At 72.6% G+C, this 23385-nt stretch carries 20 protein-coding genes; 8 read left to right on the top strand and 12 right to left on the bottom strand.

What is annotated here, in order from left to right; translation table 11 throughout:
* Positions 1-61: 61 nt before the first annotated feature.
* The 3 genes from ACFQ80_RS00245 to ACFQ80_RS00235 all read left to right on the top strand — a co-directional run bounded on the left by ACFQ80_RS00245 (position 62) and on the right by ACFQ80_RS00235 (position 2235).
* Positions 62-769 (top strand): ThuA domain-containing protein, encoded by a 708-nt coding sequence (locus ACFQ80_RS00245; protein ID WP_430562113.1) that lies wholly within the window; start codon positions 62-64, stop codon positions 767-769.
* The gene (locus tag ACFQ80_RS00240; RefSeq protein ID WP_430562112.1) at positions 754-1857 is read left to right on the top strand and encodes a Gfo/Idh/MocA family protein; all 1104 of its coding nucleotides are present in this window, start codon (positions 754-756) and stop codon (positions 1855-1857) included. Before ACFQ80_RS00245 ends, ACFQ80_RS00240 begins: the two co-directional genes overlap by 16 nt.
* A 240-nt stretch (positions 1858-2097) precedes the next feature.
* Entirely contained in the window at positions 2098-2235 is a 138-nt protein-coding gene (locus tag ACFQ80_RS00235) for a hypothetical protein (RefSeq protein ID WP_430562111.1), read from the top strand.
* A 98-nt stretch (positions 2236-2333) separates the two neighbouring features.
* Here ACFQ80_RS00235 and ACFQ80_RS00230 read toward each other — a convergent pair whose 3' ends face one another.
* Both ACFQ80_RS00230 and ACFQ80_RS00225 read right to left on the bottom strand, forming a co-directional pair.
* Complete coding sequence (locus tag ACFQ80_RS00230; RefSeq protein WP_430562110.1) at positions 2334-3038, bottom strand: DUF6518 family protein; 705 nt, start codon at positions 3036-3038, stop codon at positions 2334-2336.
* 253 nt (positions 3039-3291) lie between these two features.
* Positions 3292-4050, bottom strand: a complete 759-nt coding sequence (locus ACFQ80_RS00225; RefSeq protein WP_430562109.1) for an SDR family NAD(P)-dependent oxidoreductase — start codon at positions 4048-4050, stop codon at positions 3292-3294.
* A 152-nt stretch (positions 4051-4202) separates the two neighbouring features.
* Between ACFQ80_RS00225 and ACFQ80_RS00220 the strand changes: the two genes are divergently transcribed.
* Complete coding sequence (locus ACFQ80_RS00220; RefSeq protein ID WP_430562108.1) at positions 4203-4700, top strand: MarR family winged helix-turn-helix transcriptional regulator; 498 nt, start codon at positions 4203-4205, stop codon at positions 4698-4700.
* 35 nt (positions 4701-4735) lie between these two features.
* Here the strand turns inward: ACFQ80_RS00220 and ACFQ80_RS00215 are convergent, their stop codons facing one another.
* Both ACFQ80_RS00215 and dnaB read right to left on the bottom strand, forming a co-directional pair.
* Positions 4736-5458, bottom strand: a complete 723-nt coding sequence (locus ACFQ80_RS00215; RefSeq protein WP_430562107.1) for an AAA family ATPase — start codon at positions 5456-5458, stop codon at positions 4736-4738.
* 586 nt (positions 5459-6044) lie between these two features.
* Positions 6045-7835 (bottom strand): replicative DNA helicase, encoded by a 1791-nt coding sequence (dnaB, locus tag ACFQ80_RS00210; protein WP_430549388.1) that lies wholly within the window; start codon positions 7833-7835, stop codon positions 6045-6047.
* Between the two features lie 432 nt (positions 7836-8267).
* On the opposite strand from dnaB, the gene ACFQ80_RS00205 reads away from it, so the two are divergent.
* Positions 8268-9572: an MATE family efflux transporter gene (locus ACFQ80_RS00205; RefSeq protein WP_430562213.1), complete on the top strand. Its 1305-nt coding sequence runs from the start codon at positions 8268-8270 to the stop codon at positions 9570-9572.
* Positions 9573-9623: 51 nt separating this feature from the next.
* Here the strand turns inward: ACFQ80_RS00205 and ACFQ80_RS00200 are convergent, their stop codons facing one another.
* Entirely contained in the window at positions 9624-10202 is a 579-nt protein-coding gene (locus ACFQ80_RS00200) for a winged helix-turn-helix domain-containing protein (RefSeq protein ID WP_430562106.1), read from the bottom strand.
* A gap of 281 nt (positions 10203-10483) precedes the next feature.
* Here ACFQ80_RS00200 and ACFQ80_RS00195 point away from each other — a divergent pair, with 281 nt between their 5' ends.
* The gene (locus tag ACFQ80_RS00195; RefSeq protein WP_430562105.1) at positions 10484-14596 is read left to right on the top strand and encodes a carboxypeptidase regulatory-like domain-containing protein; all 4113 of its coding nucleotides are present in this window, start codon (positions 10484-10486) and stop codon (positions 14594-14596) included.
* Between the two features lie 77 nt (positions 14597-14673).
* Here the strand turns inward: ACFQ80_RS00195 and rplI are convergent, their stop codons facing one another.
* The 5 genes from rplI to ACFQ80_RS00170 all read right to left on the bottom strand — a co-directional run bounded on the left by rplI (position 14674) and on the right by ACFQ80_RS00170 (position 19143).
* The gene (gene rplI / locus ACFQ80_RS00190) at positions 14674-15123 is read right to left on the bottom strand and encodes a 50S ribosomal protein L9 (RefSeq protein ID WP_429731013.1); all 450 of its coding nucleotides are present in this window, start codon (positions 15121-15123) and stop codon (positions 14674-14676) included.
* Between the two features lie 19 nt (positions 15124-15142).
* The gene (gene rpsR, locus ACFQ80_RS00185) at positions 15143-15379 is read right to left on the bottom strand and encodes a 30S ribosomal protein S18 (protein ID WP_100422261.1); all 237 of its coding nucleotides are present in this window, start codon (positions 15377-15379) and stop codon (positions 15143-15145) included.
* A gap of 86 nt (positions 15380-15465) precedes the next feature.
* On the bottom strand, positions 15466-16017 hold the full coding sequence (locus ACFQ80_RS00180; RefSeq protein ID WP_430549391.1) for a single-stranded DNA-binding protein: 552 nt from the start codon (positions 16015-16017) through the stop codon (positions 15466-15468).
* Between the two features lie 129 nt (positions 16018-16146).
* Positions 16147-16437, bottom strand: a complete 291-nt coding sequence (gene rpsF, locus ACFQ80_RS00175) for a 30S ribosomal protein S6 (RefSeq protein WP_430549392.1) — start codon at positions 16435-16437, stop codon at positions 16147-16149.
* A gap of 156 nt (positions 16438-16593) precedes the next feature.
* Positions 16594-19143 carry a transglycosylase domain-containing protein gene (locus tag ACFQ80_RS00170; protein WP_430562104.1) on the bottom strand — a complete coding sequence of 850 codons (2550 nt, stop codon included), beginning with the start codon at positions 19141-19143 and terminating at the stop codon, positions 16594-16596.
* 311 nt (positions 19144-19454) lie between these two features.
* Here ACFQ80_RS00170 and ACFQ80_RS00165 point away from each other — a divergent pair, with 311 nt between their 5' ends.
* Both ACFQ80_RS00165 and ACFQ80_RS00160 read left to right on the top strand, forming a co-directional pair.
* Positions 19455-20129, top strand: a complete 675-nt coding sequence (locus ACFQ80_RS00165) for a helix-turn-helix transcriptional regulator (RefSeq protein ID WP_430549394.1) — start codon at positions 19455-19457, stop codon at positions 20127-20129.
* Entirely contained in the window at positions 20126-21217 is a 1092-nt protein-coding gene (locus ACFQ80_RS00160) for an inositol-3-phosphate synthase (protein WP_430549395.1), read from the top strand. The genes ACFQ80_RS00165 and ACFQ80_RS00160 overlap by 4 nt, the downstream gene beginning before the upstream one ends.
* Positions 21218-21272: 55 nt before the next feature.
* Here the strand turns inward: ACFQ80_RS00160 and ACFQ80_RS00155 are convergent, their stop codons facing one another.
* Both ACFQ80_RS00155 and ACFQ80_RS00150 read right to left on the bottom strand, forming a co-directional pair.
* Entirely contained in the window at positions 21273-22313 is a 1041-nt protein-coding gene (locus tag ACFQ80_RS00155; protein WP_430562103.1) for a Gfo/Idh/MocA family protein, read from the bottom strand.
* Entirely contained in the window at positions 22310-23383 is a 1074-nt protein-coding gene (locus ACFQ80_RS00150) for a Gfo/Idh/MocA family protein (RefSeq protein WP_430562102.1), read from the bottom strand. Before ACFQ80_RS00150 ends, ACFQ80_RS00155 begins: the two co-directional genes overlap by 4 nt.
* Positions 23384-23385 lie beyond the last annotated feature (2 nt).

Here is a 23385-nt window from a genome sequence, read left to right as displayed (position 1 = left end):
GGAAGACTCGTCGGGCACAGTCGAGAGCCACCATGTAGTTGCGCAACAACGGGAGTTGCAGATGACAGACCGCAGACAGCGACGAGCGCTGGTCGTGAGGGGCGGGTGGGACGGGCACCAGCCGGTGGAGACCACCGACTCGTTCGTCCCGTTCCTCACCGGGCAGGGCTACGAGGTGCACGTCGAGGACGAGACCACCGTCTATGCCGACGCCGACTACATGGCCGGTGTGGACGTCGTGGTGCAGACCGTCACGATGAGCACGATCGCCGACGACGAGCTGCGCGGCCTCACCGCCGCGGTCCGGGCGGGCACCGGCCTCGCGGGCTGGCACGGCGGGATCGCCGACTCGTACCGCAACAGCTCGGACTACCTGCACCTGATCGGCGGGCAGTTCGCCACCCACCCGGCCAAGGCACCGCGCGAGGAGCTGCCGGGCGACGGCACGGACTGCTTCGTGCGGTACACGGTCGACGTCGTGCCGGAGAAGGCCGACCACCCGATCGTCGCCGGGATCGCCGACTTCGAGCTCACCACCGAGCAGTACTGGGTGCTCAGCGACGAGTACAACGACGTCCTGGCGACCACCACGATCGCCGCGCCCGACTACCACCCGTGGCACCGGCCCGTGACCTGCCCGGCCGTGTGGACCCGGCAGTGGGGCGACGGCCGAGTCTTCGTCTCGACGCCCGGGCACAACCTGGACGTCGTGAACGACCCGAACGTCCGCACCATCATCGAGAGGGGCATCCTGTGGGCCAGCCGCTGAGGATCGGCATCGTGGGCGTCGGGGCGATCTCCGGCCAGTACCTGAGCACGTTCGAGCGGCTCGGGACGCTGGGGAGCGGGGCGGTGCGGCTCGTCGCCGTCGCGGACCTCGACGCCGATCGCGCGGCCGCCGTCGCCGCCGAACAGGGCGTGCGGGCCCTCACCGTCGACGAGCTCGTCACCGACCCCGAGGTCGACGCCGTGCTCAACCTGACGATCCCCGCCGCGCACGCCGAGGTCGCCCTCAAGGCGATCGCGGCGGGCAAGGACGTGTACGGCGAGAAGCCGCTCGCCGCCACGACCGACGACGCGCGCGCCATCGTCGACGCCGCCCGCGCCGCCGGCGTGCGCGTGGGCTGCGCGCCGGACACCGTGCTGGGCACGGGGGTGCAGACGGCGCGCAAGGCGGTCGACGACGGCCTGGTCGGCACGCCCGTCGCCGCGACGGCAACGATGGTGACCCCCGGCCACGAGCGCTGGCACCCGAACCCGGACTTCTACTACCAGCCCGGCGGCGGCCCGCTGCTGGACATGGGCCCGTACTACGTGACCGCGCTGGTCACGCTCCTCGGCCCGGTGGAGTCCGTGGTCGGCAGCGCCGGCCGCGCGCGGGCGACCCGCACCATCGGCTCCGGGCCGCGCGCGGGCGAGCAGGTGCCCGTCGACGTCGACACCCACGTCTCCGGCGTGCTGCGCCACGAGTCCGGCGCGCTGTCGACGCTCGTCATGAGCTTCGACGCCGTCGCGACGCACGCGTCGCGCATCGAGGTGCACGGGGACCAGGGCTCGCTCGTCGTGCCGGACCCCAACGGCTTCGACGGCACCGTCGAGCTGCACCGGCTCGGCGGCGCGTGGGAGGACCTCCCCGTGAGCGCCGGGTACCGCGACGCCGGCCGCGGCTACGGCCTGGCCGACCTGGCCGCCACCCCGCCCGGCGCCACCGCCCGGGCGAACGGCGACCTGGCGTACCACGTGCTCGACGTCATGACGTCGCTGCTCACCGCCGTCGAGAAGGGGACGTCCGTCTCCGTCGCCAGCGTCTGCGAGCGACCCGCGGCCGTGCCCCTGTCCGACGCCCCGCGCACCTGACGGACGCCCGACCAGCACGGACGCCGCCCGGGACCGGGTCCTCACGCCCGCCCCGGGCGGCGTCCACCTCGTGGGACACCCTCTGGGCGACCTCTCAACACCGGCGGGGCCGGGTGGAACGGCTCCCGGGCCGGGGGGCAGATCGGCTCGCTCGGGCCCGGCGTCCTCGTCGACCGGTACCACCACGACCTGACCTTCCGCGGCAACACCATCGAGGGACCCGCGGGCGACGGCGTCACCGTGCGGAGCGAGGTCGCCGGGACCGCCCGGATCACCCGCACCCGCCTCGACGGGCTGCGTGCCGGCCAGGTCCCGCTCCGCAACGACTCCCCGGAGACGTTCGCCGTGGTCCAGACGGGCAACTCCTGGCAGGAGTAGGCGGGGCGACGGCGCCCCTGCGGAGTTCGCCCGGTCGGGACTCGCCGCCTCCGCCACGGTGTCATGGGCGCAGAGTCCGCTTCCGGAGCCGTCGCGGCTCAGGCGGCCCCACCGAGCGCGCGGAAGGCGACGACGAACAGCGCCGCGACCACGGCGGTGCCGGCGACGGCCGTCGCGACGGCGAGCGCGCCGCGGAGGCTGCGCGCGAGCATGCTCGCGAGCAGGACGACCGCGACGACACCGATCGCCACCCAGTACGTCGCGCCCGTCGTGTCCGCGACGGTGGTGAGGCCGTAGACCCCGTCGCCGACGCCGACGCCCGCGAGCAGCGCCGTGCCGAGCGCGGCGCGGGTCCCCGGGCGGCGGAGCCATGCGGCGGCGACCCCGACGAACGGGCCGACGACCACCCCCACCACGCTGAACAGCAACGGCCGGTACACGAGGCCGCGCAGGTCCGCCGCGAACGTGTAGCCCAGGACGAGGAGGACGAAGCTCGCGGCCCCCAGGACCGCGGCCTGCCACGTGCGGGCCCCCGTCGCCGCCGCCCACCAGAAGACCAGGGCCGCGGAGACCAGGGTCCAGCCGCTCGCCGAGTTCGCGACCGGGACGACCGCAGCCGGCAGGACGCCCTGCGCGAACGACGTCAGGCCGCCGAGGAGCAGGCTCGCCACGAGCACGACGGCGCCGCGCGTCCACGGCCGTCCCCACGGCGCAGGCGTCGACGCAGGCGTCGACGCAGGGCCGGCGGGGCGGGGTGACGACGGGGCGACCGCACGGTCGCGGGACGGTGTCGTGTCGGGCACGTCCTGAACCTAGGGGTGGTGCCGAGGCACGGGCGTCCGCCCGTGGTCGGACGCCCGTGCGCCGGTCGTCCCCCTCCGGCACGACGACGGTCCGAAGGCCGGAGTGCCGCCGACGTCCCCGCGACGGTGCACGTCGCCTGCGCACCGTGCTGCAGCAGGCGCGCGGGGAACGGCCGGACTCTCACCCCGTCCAGCTCGCCACCCGGCTGGTCGTGCGGGAGCCGACCGCAGCCCCGGCGGACCGAGCGGTCCGTCAGAGCGTCGTCGTGAGGACGCCTCCGTCGGCGCGCAGCGCGGCGCCGTTGGTGGCCGAGGAGACCGTGCCCGCCAGGTAGGCGACGAGGTTCGCGATCTCGGCCGGCTCGATGAACCGCTGCAGGAGCGACGTCCGGTTCGCCGCCTCGATCGCGCTCCGCACCTGGTCCGCGGGGACGCCCTGGGCCCGAGCGAGGTCCTCGACGGCCCGGGCGACGCCGTCGGAGTACGTCGGACCGCCGAGGACCGAGTTGACCGTGACGCCCGTCCCTCGGGTGAGCTTGGCCAGGCCGTTGGCCAGGGCCAGCGCCCCGGCCTTCGTCGTCCCGTAGTGGGTCATGTCGGCGGGGACGTCCACGCCGGACTCGCTGCTCACGAAGACGACGCGGCCCCAGCCACGGCTCAGCATGCCGGGCAGCACGTGCCGGGACAGGCGGACGCCGCTCATGACGTTGATGTCGAAGTACCGCTGCCACGCGTCGTCGGGGACCTCCTGGAACGCCTGGACGTCGAAGACGCCCACGTTGTTCACCAGGACGTCCACCTCGCCCAGCGTCTCGCTCAGCCGCAGGACCTGGTCGGGCTCCGCGAAGTCTGCCGCGATCCCGGAGACCGCCGCGCCGGGCACCGTCTCCTCCAGCCTTCGCACCGCCGCCGCGACGCCGTCCTCGGTCCGCCCGTTGACGACCACCGATGCCCGTTCGGTGAGCAGCGCCTCGGCCACGGCGAAGCCGATGCCCTGCGTCGACCCGCTCACGAACGCCCTCTTGCCTGCCAGCCCCAGGTCCACCTGCTGCCCTCCCGTCGTCGTCCGCCTGGTTCACTTGCCCAGGCAAGTGCAGACTAGGCAGGGATGACTTTCCTGAGCAAGTTACTGCTGGCCGGGCCGATACCCGTACGCTGGCGGTCATGCAGGACCCTGAGACGCGCGCCGCCGCCCCCGAGGAGCTCACGGGCGAGGAGCTGGAGACCTGGGCCGCCCTGGCGACCGTGCTGGAGTGGCTGCCCCCCGCGCTGGACGCCCAGCTCCAGCGCGACGCACAGCTGTCCCACTTCGAGTACGGCGTGCTGTATGCCCTGGCCCAGGCACCCGACGACACCCTCCGGATGAGCGTCCTGGCGGGCTACGCGAACAGCACGCTCTCGCGGCTCTCGCGGGCAGCCTCGCGGCTGGAGACGCAGGGATGGATGCGGCGCACGCCCGACCCCTCGGACGGGCGTTACACCCTGGCCGTCCTCACCGAGCCCGGACGGGCGAAGGTCCGGGACGCGACCCCCGGCCACGTGCGCCTCGTCCACCAGCTCGTGCTGGACCGACTGACGACGCCGCAGACCCGGCAGCTGCGGGAGATCAGCAGGCGGATCGGACGCGCCGTCCGGGAGGACGGCGGCTGGCAGCCGCGCTGACGCGCCCTTGCTCCGGCCCGGTGCGCCGGCGACGCTCAGCCGAGCAGGTGGCGGAGGTACCGGCCCGGCGCGTCGAGGAACGCGCGCCAGTGCTGGACCAGCTCGAGATCGTCCCACGTCGTCGGGCGCAGGCCCCACGGCCCGACCTCCAGGATCGTCGCGCCGGGCAGCGCCGCCAGCACGGGCGAGTGCGTGGCGCAGAGGATCTGGCCACCGCGCCCGGCCAGGTCCTCGAGCACGCTCATGAGGCTCAGCGTGGAGGAGAAGCTCAGCGCCGCCTCCGGCTCGTCGAGGCAGTACAGGCCCGGCCCGTCGAACCGCGACTGGAGGACCGCGAGGAAGGACTCGCCGTGGCTCATCTCGTGGAACACCGGGTCCCTCGGCCCCGGGTGCTCCTCGAGGAACGTGTACCAGCCGTGCATCGTCTCCGCGCGCAGGAAGAAGCCCCACCGCCCCGACCCGACGCCGCGCTGCAGCCGGACGGCCCGGTGCAGCGGCGACTCGGACTCACGGGTCGAGTGCCGGCCGTACGCCGTGCCGCCCTCCGGAGACAGTCCGTAGGCGACCGCCACCGCCTCGACGAGCGTCGACTTGCCGCTGCCGTTCTCCCCCACCAGGAACGTCACGCCCGGCGCGAGCTCCAGCCCGTCGCGCAGCACCTGCTCGACGGCGGGGACGGTGCGCGGCCAGGCGCCCGCGGGAAGCGGGTGCTCGGGGTCCGGCGCGACCCGCACCACCGGCGGCTGCGAGAAGTCCACGGGGGCATCATGCCCCGGGAGACGCCCGACCAGCAGGCACGGTGGCCACGTCGATCGCGACTTCACCACCTCGTGCGACCACGGCGCCCCCGCGCGAAGATCGACGTCAGTGCGTCGCTCGCACTCCACCACCGAAGGAGACATCGTGAGCAGCTCAGAGGACTCCGAACCCGCCGCACCGACGAGTCCCGGCAATCCCACCGACCCAGTCACACGTCGCTCGGACGAGCCCCTCGACGAGCCCAAGAGCCCCGGCCCGCCGGCTCGTCGAGGGACGCCGGACTCCTCGACCGACGCCCTCGACGAGCCGAAGAGCCCCGGCCCGCCCCCGGGCTCGATCCCCGGCGAATCGGATTAGCCTGCCGTTCTGCCACGTCCACCCGGCCAGGTCACGCCCTCTGGAGCGATGCGAGGCGGGTGGCGGGGCTGTTCCGGGCCTATCCTCAGACCGGATCCTGGGCTTCCTCCCGACACTCCGACCACGGGACGGCCCGGAGCCCATGGTCGCGGAGGACGGCCTCTCACCCCCCTGCGCGCGACCTGTGGTGAAAGGCCACGCGGCACGACATGACGGCGGCGGATACGGTCAGGACTGCATGTCGACGAACCGCGAGTAGTGGCCCTGGAACGCCACGGTGATGGTGTCCGTCGGGCCGTTACGGTGCTTGGCGACGATCAGGTCCGCCTCGCCGGCACGCGGCGACTCCTTCTCGTAGGCGTCCTCGCGGTGCAGCAGGATCACCATGTCGGCGTCCTGCTCGATCGAGCCTGACTCACGCAAGTCAGACATAGCAGGCTTCTTGTCCTGCCGCTGCTCGGGACCACGGTTCAGCTGCGACAGCGCGATGACCGGGACGCCGATCTCCTTCGCCAGGAGCTTGAGCGCACGGGAGAACTCGGAGACCTCCTGCTGTCGGGACTCGACCTTCTTGCCGGAGGTCATGAGCTGCAGGTAGTCGATCACGACGAGCTTCAGGTCGTGCTTCTGCTTGAGCCGCCGGCACTTGGCGCGGATCTCGGTGAGCGACATGTTCGGCGAGTCGTCGATGAACATCGGCGCCTCGGAGACCCGGCCCATCACCTTGGCGACCTTCTGCCAGTCGTCCTCGCCCATGGAGCCGTTGCGCAGCTTCTGCAGGTGGACCCGCGCCTCCGCGGACAGCAGACGCATCGTGATCTCGTTGCGGCTCATCTCCAGCGAGAAGACGACGGACGACTGCCCGTGCTTGATCGACGCCGCCCGCGCGATGTCGATGGCCAGGGTCGAGTTGTGCGTCGGGATCATCGCCCGGCTCGCGAGGTACAGGTGCGACGGGTGCTCGATCTCGACGCACCGCACGGGCACCGACCGGACGGCGACGACATCGACGATCTTCCACGCGGCGCCGGGTCGGGAGACGGTGTGCGCAGCCCCGGAACGCATCGAGGTCACGATGCTCTCCGTGGTCCGGATCGTGGCGTCGGCGGGGCTCCCGGACAAGCTCGTCGACCACTCGTGCTGGGCGTCGGCGACGATGGTGGTGCCGTCGTCGAAGACGACCTCGTAGCAGGGTCGGTCGGTCATGACCTCGGTCGCTCGGACGACGCGCGTGGGCGTCCCGTCCGCCGCGATGAGCTCGTCGCCCACGGCAACGTCGCCCATGGTCGTCCAGCCGTGCGGCGTGGGCAGCGGGGTGTCGAGCGCCAGGGCCTTGCCCATGGCCGGCCGGGCGGCGATGACGATCATCTGCCCGGGGTGCAGGCCGTTGGTCAGCCGGTCGAGGTCGGCGAAGCCGGTGGGGACGCCGACCATGCCCTCGCCGCGGTTCCCGGCGGCCTCGATCTCGTCCATGGTGCCGCCGATGATCTCGGCGAGCGGCAGGTAGTCCTCGGAGGTCTTGCGCTCGGTGACGGCGTAGATCTCGGCCTGCGCGGTGTTGACGATGCCCTCGACGTCGCCGCCGTCGGTGGCGTAGCCGAGCTGCACGATCTTGGTGCCGGCCTCGACGAGGCGGCGCAGCACGGCGCGCTCCTGCACGATGCGCGCGTAGTAGCCGGCGTTGGCGGCGGTGGGGACGCCGGCCATGAGGTCGTGGATGTACGGGGCGCCGCCCACGCGGGCGAGCTCGCCACGCTTGGTGAGCTCGGCGACGACCGTGATGGCGTCGGCGGGCTCGCCGCGGCCGTACAGGTCGATGATGGCGTCGTAGACCGCCTCGTGCGCGGGGCGGTAGAAGTCGTTGCCGCGGATCTGCTCGACGACGTCGGCGATGGCGTCCTTGGAGAGCAGCATGCCGCCCAGCACGCTCATCTCGGCGGCGACGTCCTGAGGAGGTGTGCGGTCGAAGGTGGCGCCGGGCGCCCCCTGATATCCCGCCTCGAGCTCCTCGATCGACATGCTCACCCCGCTCCCCCGCCGTCGCCGGCGTCCGGTCCGTCACCGGACATCGACTCCCGCTGTCAGGTCCACGTTCTACCGTGGCCCTCTGACACCGCGGACGACGCTAGGCGCGCCCGCGACCGTGCGCAATCGACGGTGTGGACTCAGGTGTGGACGAGCCTGTGGATATGCGCCTCAGGCTGTGCACGGGCGGTGGACAGGCATGTGCACAACTGGGGATATCGGCTGTGTACAACTTTTCGCAGGCTCCTGACCTGCGACGACATTACGCTCAGGCTGTGGAGGAGAAAAAAGTTGGGTGAGGTGCACCGCACCCCGGATCCAGACGGCGGACACCCCGGCGCCACCCCTCCTTCACCGACGCCGCCGGAGGGTCACCCGGCCGCCGCGTCCGCCCACAAGGTTGTCCACAGGGGCGACCGCCGCCGCATCGACCGCGACATCCTCGCCCTCGCGCTGCCCGCGCTGGGCGCCCTCGTCGCCGAGCCGCTGTTCGTGCTCGTCGACAGCGCCGTCGTCGGGCACCTCGGCACCGCGCAGCTCGCCGGCCTGTCCGTCGCGTCCACGCTGCTCGTCACGCTGGTCGGGCTGTGCGTGTTCCTCGCCTACGCCACCACGGCCGCCGTCGCCCGCCTGGTCGGCGCGGGCCGCACCCGCGACGCCCTCCAGTCCGGCATCGACGGCATGTGGCTCGCCCTCGGGCTGGGCGTCGTGCTGGCCGCGGTGCTCGCCGTCGGGGCGCACTGGGCGGTCGGGGCGATGGGCGCCGGCGCGGACATCGCGGGCTACGCGGCCACCTACCTGCGCTGGTCGCTGCTCGGCCTGCCGGGGATGCTCGTGGTCCTGGCCTCCACGGGCGTGCTGCGCGGCCTGCAGGACACGCGCACCCCCCTGTGGGTGGCGTCGACGGGCGCCGTCGTGAACGCCATCCTGTCCGTCGTCCTGGTGTACGGCGCTGGGCTGGGGATCGCGGGCTCGGCCATCGGCACCGCCGCCACCCAGCTCGGCATGGGGGCGGTCCTCACGGTCGTCGTGGTGCGCGGCGCCCGCCGCCACCACGCCTCGCTGCGGCCGCACCACGCGGGCATCTGGGCCAACGCCCGGGCCGGCGCGCCGCTGTTCGTCCGGACGGCGTCCCTGCGACTCGCCATCCTGCTCACCGTCGCGGTCGCGACCAGCCTGGGCGCGACGGCGCTGGCCGGCTACCAGGTCGTCAACAGCCTGTGGGGGCTCGCGGCGTTCGCCCTCGACGCGCTCGCCATCGCCGGGCAGGCGCTGGTGGGCCACGGCCTCGGGGCGGGCGACGTCGGGCGGGTGCGCGCCGTGCTGCGCCGCTCGCTCCAGTGGGGCGTCGGCGCCGGCGTCGCCATCGGCGTCGTGTTCGCCGTCTCCGGGTGGTGGATCGCTCCGCTGTTCACGTCCGACCACGACGTGCGCGTCGCGATCACCGCGGGCCTGGTCGTCACCGGCGTGCTCATGCCGATGGCGGGCTGGGTCTTCGTGCTCGACGGCGTCCTCATCGGCGCCGGGGACGGCCGCTTCCTCGCGTGGGCGGGGATGCTGACCCTCGTCGTCTACGTGCCCTTCGCCCTCGCGGTCCGCGCCTGGGCGCCCGACGGCGCGATCGGGCTGGCGTGGCTGTGGGGCGCGTTCGCGGGCGTGTTCATGCTCGCCCGCGCCCTCACGACCGGCCTGCGCGCCCGCGGCGACCGCTGGATGGTCACGGGCGCGTGACGCCGACGGCCCGTCCGGTGAACGCGGTGTGACATCGGCGGCGCGGCGCCGTCACGAGGGCACCACGAGCCGGTAGCCGATGCCGCGCACCGACGACACCCGGAGCTCCGGCAGCACGCGCAGCCGCTTGCGCAGCCGCTTCACGGCGGAGACCACCGGGTCCGGGTCACCCAGGTAGCCGGTGCGCCAGACGGTGCTGGTCAGCTCGGCGAACGACCACACGCGGTCCGGCGCGGACGCGAGCGCGACCAGCAGGTCGAACTCCCGGATCGACAGGTGCACCGGCACGCCCCGCGCGGTGACCTCCCGGGCCGCGAGGTCGACCTCGAGCGCGCCGAGCACGATCCGCCGCGCCCGGACGTCGGCCGCCGCGACGGCGACGACCGGGATCTCGCCCGACGGCGCGGCGGGGGCGCGCGCGTGCACCTCGAGCGTGTGCGGGGCCTCGTCGTCGGGCAGCACCGCGGGCGGGGGCTGGCCGAGGAGCGTCCGCGCGCCGTCGGTGTCCGCCGTGGCGATCACCGCCGCCCGTCCGCGGAGCAGGCGGGCGACCTCGCCCACCCGTTGCAGCGGCAGCCCGATGCAGAGCACGTAACCGCCGACCGGCTCGACCACGTTCTTGGGGGGCATCTGCCGTCCTCCGTCCGACGCGCGCTCCTGGCAGGGTCGCGGACATCGTTTACCCAGGTGCCCATCAGAGTTCAGACCGAACCGCCCGCCGACGGCGCCCGGAACCGACCCGGACCTGCCCCCGGGTTGACCGGAAACTGGCCGCCGGCCGTCCTTGTCCGCCGGAGGATCGCCGGATGGGCTGGGGGGCGGGCCCCGACCGGGCGCCCGTCACGACGCCCCCGCACCCGGGGGCTCCCTCACCTGGAGGAAGCGTGCACTCACCGATCCGCACGAGATCGATGCGAACCAAGTCGACGGGGACGTCGACCGGCCGCAGGAGGGGGTGGGTCGCGACGAGCGCGGCCGTCGCCCTCCTCGCCACGTCCGCGGTCGGGGTCGCGCCGGCGTTCGCCGCCGACGACGACCCGCCGCTCGCCCCGTCCGTCGACGTCCCCGACCCCGCGGACAAGATCGGGACCGCCGTCGAGAAGGACCTCGCCGCCGGCCCCGCCGACTTCTGGCTCGAGCTCGCCGACACGGCCGACCTGCGCGCGGCGAAGGACATCGCCGACTGGGACGACCGCGGGAAGTACGTCTACGACACCCTGACCGCCGTCGCGGGCGACGCGCAGGCCGACCTCGTGAAGGAGCTCGACGCCGCCGGCGTCGACCACGAGTCCTTCTGGATCTCCAACCGCATCCTGGTCCGCGACGGCGACGCCGCCCTCGCGACCTCGCTCGCGGCGTCCCCCGAGGTCGAGGCGATCTCCGCGCCGCAGAAGTTCGACCTGGTCGAGCCGGTCGAGCGCACCAAGTCCCCCGTCCGCGGCACGCAGGCCGTCGAGTGGGGGCTGCAGGCCATCAACGCCGACGACGCGTGGGCCCTCGGGTACACGGGCGAGGGCGTCACCGTGGCCAACATCGACTCGGGCGTGCAGGGCGACCACCCCGCGCTCGCACCGCACTACCGCGGCCTGCAGGCCGACGGCAGCATCGTGAACGACTACAACTGGTTCGACTCGTCGAACGCCTGCGCCGGTGGCTCCCCCTGCGACACCGACGGCCACGGCAGCCACACGATGGGCACCATGGTGGGCGACGACGGCGCCGGCAACCAGATCGGCGTCGCGCCCGGCGCGGACTGGATCGCGGCCAACGGCTGCTCCACCTGCTCCGACGCGGACCTGCTCGAGTCCGGGCAGTGGGTGCTCGCGCCCACCAAGGTGGACGGCAGCGACCCCGACCCGAGCAAGCGTCCCCAGGTCGTGAACAACTCCTGGGGCCTGGACGCGTCGGGCGCCATCGACGACTTCATGGCCGAGGAGATCGCCGCGTGGGAGGCCGCCGGCATCTTCGGCACCTGGTCGGCGGGCAACGAGGGTCCGGGATGCCGGTCCACGTCGTCGCCGGGCGCCAACGAGGCCACGTACTCCGTCGGCGCGTTCGACTCGTCGGGCGCCATCGCGGCGTTCTCGTCGCGCGGCACCGGGGAGAACGGCGGGACCAAGCCGAACATCTCGGCCCCCGGCGTCAACGTGCGCTCGTCCGTGCCGGGCGACGGCTACGCCTCCTACAACGGCACGTCGATGGCGGCCCCGCACCTCGCGGGCGCGGTCGCGCTGCTGTGGAGCGCGGCGCCGAGCCTCGTCGGCCAGATCGAGGAGACGCAGGCCCTGCTCGACGGCGCCGCGGTCGACGTCGACGACACGACGTGCGGCGGCACCGCCGCGGACAACAACGTGTGGGGCGAGGGCAAGCTCGACGTCACGGCCCTGCTCGACGCCGCGCCCGTGGGCGACACCGGCCTCGTCACCGGCACCGTGACCGCCGCCGACGGCGCCCCCGTCGCGGGCGCCGAGGTGACGTTCGACGGGGACCGCGACCGTACCGTCGCGACCGGCGACGACGGCGCGTTCACCGCCGAGCTGGCCGTGGGCGACTACGCCGTGAGCGCGCGGGCCTTCGGGTTCCTCGCCTCGGCGCCGGCCGACGTCGCCGTCGCCGTGGACGAGACCGTCACCCTGCCGATCACGCTGGAGCGGGCACCCACCCGCACCGTCTCCGGCACGGTCACCGAGAAGGACGGGTCGCCCACCCCGGGCGCCGTCGTCACCCTCTCCGGCCCCCTGGACCCGGTCACGACCGGAGCCGACGGCACGTACGCCATCTCGGGCGTGCCGGACGGCACCTACACCCTGGGCGTCTCGGCGGGCACGTGCGCGGCGCCGTTCAGCACGGAGGTCGTGGTGGACGGCGACGAGTCCGTCGACGCCACTCTCAAGCGGCTGGTCGACTCCTACGGGTACTACTGCTCCACCGGCACCGCCGGGGTCGCGACGGGCGACACGCTGCTGGCGCTCACCGGAGACGACAAGGCGGCTTCCGTCGACCTGCCGTTCGTCTTCCCGTTCTACGGCGAGACGTACGACACCGCGTACGTGTCGACCAACGGGTTCCTGAACTTCCTCACCTCGTCGACGAGCCTGACGAACGGCGCGCTCCCGAGCGCGGCCGCGCCCAACGCCGCGGTCTACCCCTTCTGGGACGACCTCAACGTCGATGCGGAGTCGTCCGTCCACACCGCCACGACGACGGTGGACGGCGTCGACGCGTTCGTCGTCGAGTGGCGCAACGTGCGCAAGTACCGGCCCGAGACCGACCGGGTCAACTTCTCCGCCACCCTCCTCGCCGACGGCCGGGTCACCCTCGGCTACGGCTCCGTCACCGACACCACCACGGCGCGCGGCGACTCCGCCACGATCGGCATCGAGGACGCGGCGGGCGCGGTCGCCTCGCAGTTCTCGTACAACGCGCCGGTCGTCGCCGACGGCCTGTCCGTCACGTACGACGTCGCGGGCATGGGCTCCGTGGCCGGCACGGTGACCGACGGGAACACGAACGAGCCGCTCGAGGGCGCCACCGTCACGATCACGTCGAAGGACGACGGCGACGAGACGGTCGTGACCACCGGCGCCGACGGCGCCTACGCGGCCCGGCTCCCGCTGGAGCGGTACGGCATCACCTACGCGAAGGACGCGTACGCGGGCGCGACCCGCAACGCGACCCTCACGGAGGACGGCCAGGTCGTGACGCGGAACGTCGCGCTCGGCGCCGGCCGGCTCGAGGTCAACAAGGAGAGCGTCTCCGCCTCGATCGGGATGGGCGCCACCGCGAGCCGCGCGTTCCGCGTGACGAACACCGGCACGGAGCCGGTGGACGTCTCCCTCGGCGCCGGCCAGGGCGGCTTCGAGCTGCTCGGTGCGAAGGGCGACGACGGCGCGGTGATCAGCCACGTCGCCGGTGACGCCACCGTGCCGAGGTCGACGACACCGGCCGGGTCCGGGCTGGGCACGTCCGAAGGGAAGAAGGGCGGCCTGGCGACGTCCGGGGCGAAGGCGGGCACCGTCTCCCCCGACCTGTCGGCCGTCCCCCTCGACGAGACGACCCTGACCCACTCGGCGTCGCAGGACGTCGTGGCCAACAACTCGGTGGCGTGCACCAACCAGGTGACCACCCAGGACAACGGCTACCTGCGCACGTTCACGCTGAGCGACTTCGGCATCGACGGCTCGTTCGACGTGAAGAGCGTGTCGTTCGCCGTCGAGGCCGCCCGGGTCGCGCAGCCGCTGACCGTGAACCTGTACACGCTGGACGGGGCGCTGACCTACGCCAACATGACGAAGATCGGCAGCGCCGAGGCGACGGCCGGCACCAGCGCCGGCGGCACGGTCGTCTCGGTGCCGGTCGAGGGCGAGGTGCCGAAGGACGGCACGCTGGTCGTCGAGATCGACGTCCCGGCCGGCGGCTGGTTCTTCATCGGGTCCAACGACGCCGGCCAGACGGCGCCGTCGTACCTGCGGTCGGAGTCCTGCTCCATCCCGGAGCCGACCGACACCGCCGACATCGGCTACCCCGGCATGCACATCGTCATGAACGTGTCGGGCGAGACGTCGGGAGGCGGGGGCGGCCTCGAGTGGCTGGACGTCCAGCCGCCCGAGCTCACCCTCGCACCGGGGGCGTCCGTGCAGGCCGCGGTGACCCTCACCGCCGCGGTCGAGCAGCCCGGGGCGTACTCGGCCACGATCACGGCGGCCGGGAACACCCCGTACGAGGCGCCCACCGTCGCGGCGCTGATGACGGTGAAGGCGCCGACCGGCTGGGGCAAGGTCACCGGCACGGTGACCGGCGGCGGCGGCCCGCTCGACGGCGCCGTCGTGCACCTCGACGGGAAGGCGTACGACAAGACCCTCGTCACGGGGGCCGACGGCACCTACGGGTACTGGATGCCCAAGGCCAACGGGCCGCTCCAGCTCGTCGTCGCGGCGAACGGGTTCGTCCCGGCCGTCCGCACCGCCCCGATCGTGGCTGGGCAGACCACGGTCTACGACGTCGCCCTGAAGCCGCTGCCCTGATCGCCTGACAGGAGGAACGACGAAGGTCCCGGTCCCCTCGCGGGGGCCGGGACCTTCGTGCGTCAGGCGTCAGGCGTTCAGCCGGCGACGACCTTGACGGCGATCTTCGCGGAGACCTCGGGGTGCAGGCGCACCGACACGGTGTACTCACCGGTCGTCTTGATCGGCTGGCCGATCTCGATCTTGCGCTTGTCGACCTGCGGGCCCTCGGCGGCCACGACCGCGTCGGCGATGTCACCGGTGGTGACGGCACCGAACAGGCGGCCGGACTCACCGGCGTGCGCCGTGACGACGACCGTCTTGGCGGCGAGCGAGTCGGCCACCGCCTTGGCCTCGTCCAGCGTGGCGATCTCGCGGGCCTTGCGGGCCTTGCGGATCGCGGAGACCTGGGACTCGGCGCCCTTGGTCCAGGGGGTGGCCAGACGACGCGGGATGAGGAAGTTCCGGGCGTACCCGTCCTTCACCTCGACGACGTCGCCAGGCTCACCGAGACCGGTGACCTCGTGGGTCAGGATCAGCTTCGACATGATTCAGTGATCCTTCCGGTCAGCGGGCCGAGGACGAGTACGGCAGCAGCGCCATCTCACGGGCGTTCTTCACCGCACGGGCGATCTGGCGCTGCTCCTGGACGGAGACGCCGGTCACGCGACGCGCGCGGATCTTGCCGCGGTCGGAGATGAACTTGCGCAGCAGCGCGGTGTCCTTGTAGTCGACGGACTCGATCTTGGCCGTCTTGAGCGGGTTGGCCTTCTTCTTGGGCTTGCGCACCACAGGCTTCGCCATGGTGTTGCTCCTTCACAGGTGCTGTCCTCACGAGGCGCCGGCCGGGGCCGGCGTCGGAGGACGGGTGATCTGGGGACTGGCGCCGATCAGAACGGGGGCTCGTCCGAGAACCCGCCACCGGAGGAGGCGGGACCGGCCGTGGCCCACGGGTCGTTGCTCTGACCGCCGCCGGAAGAACCGAAGCCTCCGCCGGGCTGGCCGCCACCCTGGGGGCCGCCGTAGCCGCCCCCCTGGTTGCCGCCGCCGCCGCCGAAGCCGCCACCGCCACCGGAACGCTGGGCGCGGGTGACCTTCGCCGAGGCGTACCTCAGCGACGGGCCGACCTCGTCGACCTGCAGCTCCATGACGGTGCGCTTCTCCCCCTCGCGGGTCTCGTACGAGCGCTGAGTCAGACGGCCCTGCACGACGACGCGCATGCCCTTCGTCAGCGACTCGGCGACGTTCTCCGCGGCCTCGCGCCAGACCGAGCAGGACAGGAACAGCGCTTCGCCGTCCTTCCACTCGTTGGTCTGGCGGTCGAACGTGCGCGGCGTGGACGCGATGCGGAAGTTGGCGACGGCAGCCCCTGACGGGGTGAAGCGCAGCTCCGGGTCCGCGACCAGGTTTCCGACGACCGTGATGACGGTCTCACCAGCCATGCCATGCTCCTTCGTTCGTCCGAGAGTCGTGAGGGGATCCCATCACGGGGCTGTGACATCCACGATGTCGACGTCCACAGGCTGGGCCGGGACGCCGCCCGCGACGGGGGCAGAGTTTCGGTTCAGGTCTCAGCGGGCGTCGGTGCGCAGGATCTTGGTCCGCAGCACGGCCTCGTTCAGGCCGAGCTGGCGGTCCAGCTCCTTCGCGGTGGCCGGCGTCGAGGTGAAGTCGACGACGGCGTAGATGCCCTCGGAACGCTTGGAGATCTCGTACGCCATGCGGCGACGGCCCCAGATGTCGACCTTGTCGACGGAACCACCCTCGGTCGAGATGACCGACAGGTACTTGTCCAGCGACGGGGCCACCGTGCGCTCCTCGACCTCCGGGTCCAGGATCACCATCAGCTCGTACTGACGCATGTGTTCAACCCACCTCCTCTGGTCTCAGCGGTCACGGTCGTTCCGTGACAGGAGGGTTCTTGCGTGCGTCGGCCGCGCGCCATCCCGGAACGGTCCGGGGTGGTGGGCACAGCCAGTCGACCAGGATACCCGCCGGGGCGGGTGTCCCGGAAATCGTCATTCCTCGGCGCCGTCCAGCGGCCAGTCGACGCCCGGACTCTCGCTCTCCTCCGGGTCGGGCGACGGTGAGTTGCCGTTCCCGTTGCCGTTGCCGTTCCCGTTGTCGCCGTTGCCCGGCTCCGGACCCTTCGAGACGATCAGCGTCACGGTCGAGCCCTGATCGACGCTGCTGCCCTGGCCGGGGTCGGTGTCGATCACGATGCCGACCGGCTGGTCGCTGAACTCCTCCCGCACCGCCGGCTGGAGGGCGTCGCCGTAGATCATCTGCTCGGCCGTGGTCCGCGGCTGCCCGACGACGTTCGGCACCACGACCTGCTCGGGCTTGTCCGGCTGGCCGGTGGAGACCACGAGGGTGACGGTCGTGCCCACGGGTACCTCCTGGCCCGCTCCGGACACCTGCAGCACCGTGCCCTTGCGCTCGTCGCCGTTCTGCGCCCTCGTGCTCACCACGAGCTGCAGCTTCTCCAGCTCCCTGGTGGCCTTCGCGATGTCCCAGCCGGTGACGTCCGGCACGGTGACCGTCTCCTCCTCCGTCTCGGACGGGGTGGGCGAGGGCGAGAAGGTCGGCTGCGCCGGCACGTACTCGGGGAAGCTCTCCTCGTCCATGCCCTCGGTCGCGACCTGCATGAAGTCGGTCCACGCGCGCACCGGCCAGGTACCGCCGGTGATCTCCGGCCACTCGCCGAAGCCGTCGATGTCGTCCTGCCCGGCGATCTTGCCCGCCTCGAGGTCGAGCGTCTTGTACTGGCGCAGGCCGACGACGGTCGTGAGCTGCGGCACGAAGCCCGCGAACCACGCCGACTTGTTGTCGTTCGAGGTACCGGTCTTGCCCGCCACGGGGCGGCCCAGCTCCTGCGCGACCCGGCCGGAGCCGGTCGGGTCCTCGACGACCTTCGTCATCGCGTAGGTGGCCGCCGTGGTGACGTCCGCGTCGAACTCCTTCTCCTGCTCCTGCGGGGCCTCGTAGAGCACCGTGCCGTCGAGCGTCTCGACCTTCGACACGATGTGCGGCGTCGTGCGGTAGCCGCCCGACGCGATGGTCGAGTAGGCCCGCGCGAGGTCGATCGGTCGCACGGAGTCGACGCCGAGCACGTTCGACAGCCCCGCCGTCAGCGGGTAGTTCTCGTCCTTGCGGATCCCTGCGCGCTCGGCCACCTCACGCGTCTTCTCCGGCCCGATCTCGTCGTTGAGCTGCACGTACGCGGTGTTGACCGAGTGCGCGGTCGCCGTGGTGAGGTCGATGCTGCCGCCGTAGTTGGCGCCACCGAAGTTGGGGACCGTCCAGTCCTCGCCGTTGTTCGCCGCGGGGAAGACCTTCCCCGACTGACCGTCGAACCGGTCCTCGAGCGTGACGTCGTTCTCGAGCCCCGCCATGAGGGTGAACGGCTTGAACGTCGAGCCGGCCTGGACGACGTCCTGCGTGGCGGTGTTGAGCGACTGCTTCACGTAGTCGGGCCCGCCGTAGAGCGCCTTCACCGCGCCGGTCTTCGGGTCCATCGACACCAGCGACATGCGCACGTTCTTGTTCGCCTTGCCGTACTGGCCGTCCTCGTGCAGCGTCTTCTCGACCTCGACGGCCGCCTTCTGCAGCTTCTGGTCGATCGTCGTGGTGATCTTGAGGCCGCGCGTCTCCAGCTCCTGCTCGGACTCGAGCGGGCCGTCAGGGTTGCTGTCCGACCTGACGAGCTCCTTGCGCACCTGGGCCATGAGGTAGCCCTTCTGGCCGCCCCAGGTGTTGGTGGCTTCCTTCTTCTTCTTGAACTTCGGGAACTCCGCCTTCGCCCGCTCGTCCTTGGTGATGTACCCCTGCTGGTACATCCGGTTGATGCTGCGCTCCCAGCGCTCCTGGGCCCGCTCCGGGTTGACCGACGGGTCCCAGTTGTTGGGCGACGGGATGATCCCCGACAGCATCGCGGCCTCGGACGGCGTGAGGTCCTTGGCGTCCTTGCCGAAGAACTCCTGCGACGCGGCCTGGATGCCGTAGGTGTTCCGGCCCCAGTAGATGGTGTTGAGGTAGCTCTCGAGCACCTGCTGCTTGGGCTGGCTCTGCGCCACCTTGAGCGCGATGATCGCCTCGCGGGCCTTGCCCGCGTACGAGTCCTCGGTGTTGAGGTAGTACCGCTCGACGTACTGCTGCGTCAGCGTGGACGCGCCCTGCCGGCCACCGCCCGTGACGTTGTTGTACGCCGCGCGCGCGATGCCCTTGACGTCGATGCCGTTGTTGGTCCAGAACGTGTCGTCCTCGGACGCGACGACCGCGTTCCCGACGTACGCCGGCAGGTCGTCGAGCTTGACGAGCTCCCGCTTCTGCTCGGCGAACTGGCCGATCGGCTTGCCGCTCGACCAGTAGACGGTCGTGGCCTGGTTGTTCACCTCGTCGAGGTTCTTGGGGATCGTCGTCGTGCTCCACGCGGCCACGAACAGACCGGCGCCCAGCGCCGTCCCGGTGAGCAGGGTGCCGACGACGATGCGCCAGGACGGCAGCCAGCGCTGCACCGGGCCCTTGCGCGGGCGCGGGTAGTTCCAGAAGCGACGTCTCCTCGCCACGTCAAGCCTTTCGTCGTGCGGGACCGGCGTCGTGCTCGTACAGTGCGCCGGCCTGCGGACCACAGGGAACACTAGGCGATGCGGTAGGGCCGACGGGAGCCTCGGGCGCCCAGGGCGACGGTTCGACCCCAGGCGTCCGCAGCCCTCTGGCCTGCGCTCCGCGGAACCTTCACAACTGCCCGGACGCCCGTGGCGGGTGCTTCCCGTTGCACGACCATGTCGGCGAGTCCTATTCTCGCGATGTATCGACTCGATACGTCGTGACGACGGGTCGGCAGCGACATCGGGACAGGACGGGAAGGGGAACCCTCGTGCGCAGCAGGTCTGTGGTGCTCGAGACGGCCATCCTCGGCCTGCTCAACTCCGCCCCGCTGCACGGGTACGAGCTGCGCAAGCGGCTCAACCTGCTGCTCGGCTCGTTCCGCGCGTTCTCCTACGGCACCCTCTACCCGGCCCTCAAGTCCCTCGTCGCCCGCGGCCTCATCGAGACCACGGAGCGCGAGGCCCCGGCCCCCGCGGGTCGGGCGTCGGGCACCCGCCAGGCCGGCGCCAAGCCCTCGGGCAAGGCGCCGCTGTCGGGCCGGCGCGGGCGGATCGTGTACCGGCTGACGGCGGACGGGAAGGAGCACCTCCAGACCGTCCTCGCGTCGTCCGGCCCGGCCGCCTGGGAGGACGAGAACTTCGACGTCCGCTTCGCGTTCTTCGCGCAGACGGACGCCGAGACCCGCATCCGTATCCTCGAGGGCCGGCGCACCCGGCTCACCGAGCGGCTGGAGGCGGTCCGAGAGTCTGCCGCACGCACCCGCGAGCGGCTCGACGAGTACACCCTCGAGCTGCAGCGCCACGGGCTCGAACAGGTCGAGCGCGAGGTGCGTTGGCTCGACGGACTCATCACCACGGAACGCGACCGTGCTCTCGGCCGCGCCCGCGACCACAGCGCCGGGGTGCAGGACGCCCCGGCCCAGAGAAACAAGGAGCGAGGATGACCTCCGTCCGCGTTGCCATCGTCGGTGTCGGAAACTGTGCATCGTCCCTGATCCAGGGCGTGCACTACTACCGCGACGCCGCCCCGACCGACACCGTCCCCGGCCTCATGCACGTGCAGCTCGGCGACTACCACGTGAGTGACCTGGAGTTCGTCGCGGCGTTCGACGTCGACGCGAAGAAGGTCGGCTTCGACCTCGCCGAGGCGATCCACGCGTCCGAGAACAACACGATCAAGTTCGCCGACGTGCCGCCCACCGGCGTCACCGTCCAGCGCGGCCACACCCTCGACGGCCTCGGCGACTACTACTCCGCCACGATCGACGAGTCGGACGCCGAGCCGGTCGACGTCGTGCAGGCGCTGAAGGACGCGAAGGTCGACGTCCTCGTCTCCTACCTGCCCGTCGGCTCCGAGGCGGCGGACAAGTTCTACGCGCAGGCCGCGATCGACGCGAAGGTCGCCTTCGTCAACGCGCTGCCCGTCTTCATCGCGTCCGACCCCGAGTGGGCGAAGAAGTTCGAGGACGCCGGCGTGCCGATCGTCGGCGACGACATCAAGTCGCAGGTCGGCGCCACGATCACGCACCGCGTGCTCGCCAAGCTGTTCGAGGACCGCGGCGTCGTGCTCGACCGCACGTACCAGCTCAACGTCGGCGGCAACATGGACTTCAAGAACATGCTGCAGCGCGACCGCCTCGAGTCGAAGAAGGTCTCCAAGACGCAGGCGGTGACCTCGAACCTCGAGGGCCCGCTCGGCGGCAAGAAGGAGGACCGCAACGTCCACATCGGCCCGTCGGACTACGTCGCCTGGCTCGACGACCGCAAGTGGGCGTACGTGCGCCTCGAGGGCCGCGCGTTCGGCGAGGTGCCCCTGAACCTGGAGTACAAGCTCGAGGTGTGGGACTCCCCCAACTCGGCCGGCATCATCATCGACGCGGTGCGCGCCGCCAAGATCGCGCTCGACCGCGGCATCGGCGGCCCGATCCTCTCGGCGTCGACGTACTTCATGAAGTCCCCGCCCGTGCAGATGGAGGACACCGCGGGCCGCGCCCAGCTCGAGGCGTTCATCCGCGGCGAGGTCGAGCGCTGACGACCACCGCGTGAGGACGAAGGCCGGGGCACGGACGTGCCCCGGCCTCGTCGCGTCATGCCCCCGGCCGCACCACCGCACCGCCCTCGGCGGCCGAACGCTGCGCCGCGGCGACGACGCGCAGCGTGCGCAGCCCGACCTGCCCGTCCGGTCCCGGCGTCTCCCCCGTACGGACGCACCCCAGGAAGTGCTCGAGCATCAGCGCGTCCAGGTTCTCGCCGAACCCGAGCCACGCCTGCCGCGTCCCCTGCGCCACGAGCCCGCCGACGTGCGCCGCGAACGGGTCGATCTCGACCGTGCCGCCGGTGCCGACCACCTGAAGCGTGAGGCCGCCCCACGTGGGTGCGCCGTCGGGCACGGACCACGAGCAGTCGACGACGATCTCCGCGCCGCCCGCGTAGGTGAGGCTCACCAGCGCGCCGGTCTCGGCGCGCACCTGCGGGTCGTCCCCGTGCAGGACCCGGTTGCTCACGGCGCGCACCGCGACCGGCTCCTCCCCGAGCAGCGCGTCGAGCAGGTCGGCCAGGTGGACCACGTGGTCCGCGAGCGCCCCGCCCCCCGCCAGCTCGGGGTCGGTGAACCAGGCACGGCCCGCGGGCACCTTGCCGTTGTTCGTCCCCGTCCCGCCGAGCACCGTGCCGAGCGCGCCCGACGCCACCAGTCCGCGCAGCGTGCCGAACTCGGGGCTGAACCGCACGGGGTAGGCCGTCATGAGGCGCACCCCGGCGGCGGCGCACGCCGCCACCATCTCCTCCGCGTCCTCGACCCGGGTCGCGAGCGGCTTCTCGCACAGCACGTGCGCGCCGGCCGCCGCGGCGGCGAGCACGACGTCCCGGTGCCGGGAGTTCTCGCTGCACACGATGACGGCGTCGGGCCGCCAGGCGAGCGCCTCCGCATAGGTGTCCACGTAGGCGGCGCCGTGCTCCGCGGCGAACGCGGCCCCGCGCAGCTCGCCGGCGGGGGCCGTGGCGGCGTCAGGGTCGGCGGTGAGGAGCTCGACGTCGGGCCGGCCACGCAGCAGCGCGACGTACGACGCGGCGTGCACGTGCGCGAACGACAGGATCGCGACCCGCAGCGGGGCCGGGGTGGGCGTCATGCTCGGCTCCCGGTGGTCTCGAGGTCGGCCAGGGCGCGGGCCCGGGCGGCCGTGTCCAGGGCGACGGGCTCCCCGGACGCGATGGAGGCGAGCGCGGCCTCGGCGATCTCGACGGCGATCACGCCGTCGACGGCGCTCACCCGCGGGTGGTGCGGGTCGTCGGGCGCCAACGACGTCGGGGACGCCGCGAACGCCCGGGCGACCTCCCGGATCTCCGTGAGGTACGGGCTCTCGCCGGCGGCGGGGGCCGGCCTGTCCTGTCCGCCGGCCGGGACCGGCGGGAGGTCCGACCGCACCCCCGCGGCCTCGGCCGAGTCGAACCGCAGCGTCCCGGCGGCCCCGGCGACGTGGAACGACGTCCGGAAGGTGGTGTGCGGCGCCCCCCACAGCCCTCGCACGTGACTGATCGCGCCGCCGGCGTGGGTGAGCACGGCGTGCGCGAGCGTGTGCGGGGCCCCGCCCTCCTCGAGGGACCGTCGGGTGGCGTGCACGCTCGTGACCTCGCCGGCGACCCACCGGGCGAGGTCGAGGTCGTGGATCATGAGGTCCAGCACCACGCCGCCCGACTGGGCGTCGTCCGCGAACCACGGGGACCAGGCGGGGAACATCCCGCCGCGCGCGAACCGCAGGACGGCCGGCGCCCCGATCTCCCCGGACCGCACGGCCCGGCGCATCAGGGCGTACTCCGGGAAGAACCGCACGACGTGCCCCGGGTAGAGCTGCCGGTCCGCGGCGCGGGCCGCCTCGAGCATCGCGACGGCGTCGCGCGACGTGCGGCCCAGCGGCTTCTCGCACAGGACGTGGCGGCCGGCCGCGAGGGCGGCCGTCGCCACCTCGAGGTGGGTGGGCGTCGGGGTCACGACGTCGACGACGTCCGCGACGTCGAGCAGCTCGTCGAGCCCGGCGACGACCCGTCCGCCGTGCGCGGCCGCGAGCTCGGCGGCGCCGTCCGTCGAGTGGACGACGAGGTCCGCGCCGAGCGCGCGCCACGCCGGCGCGTGGGCCCGGGCGATGCCGCCCGCGCCGACGAGGCCGACCGTGAGGGCGGGGGAAGGCTCTGCAGCAGTCATCG

It is taken from the genome of Isoptericola sp. NPDC056578, from assembly GCF_042793275.1.
Taxonomy (GTDB): Bacteria; Actinomycetota; Actinomycetes; order Actinomycetales; family Cellulomonadaceae; genus Isoptericola.
The sequence above is the reverse complement of the archived record's forward strand: the minus strand, read 5'-3'. Positions and strand labels throughout refer to the sequence as shown.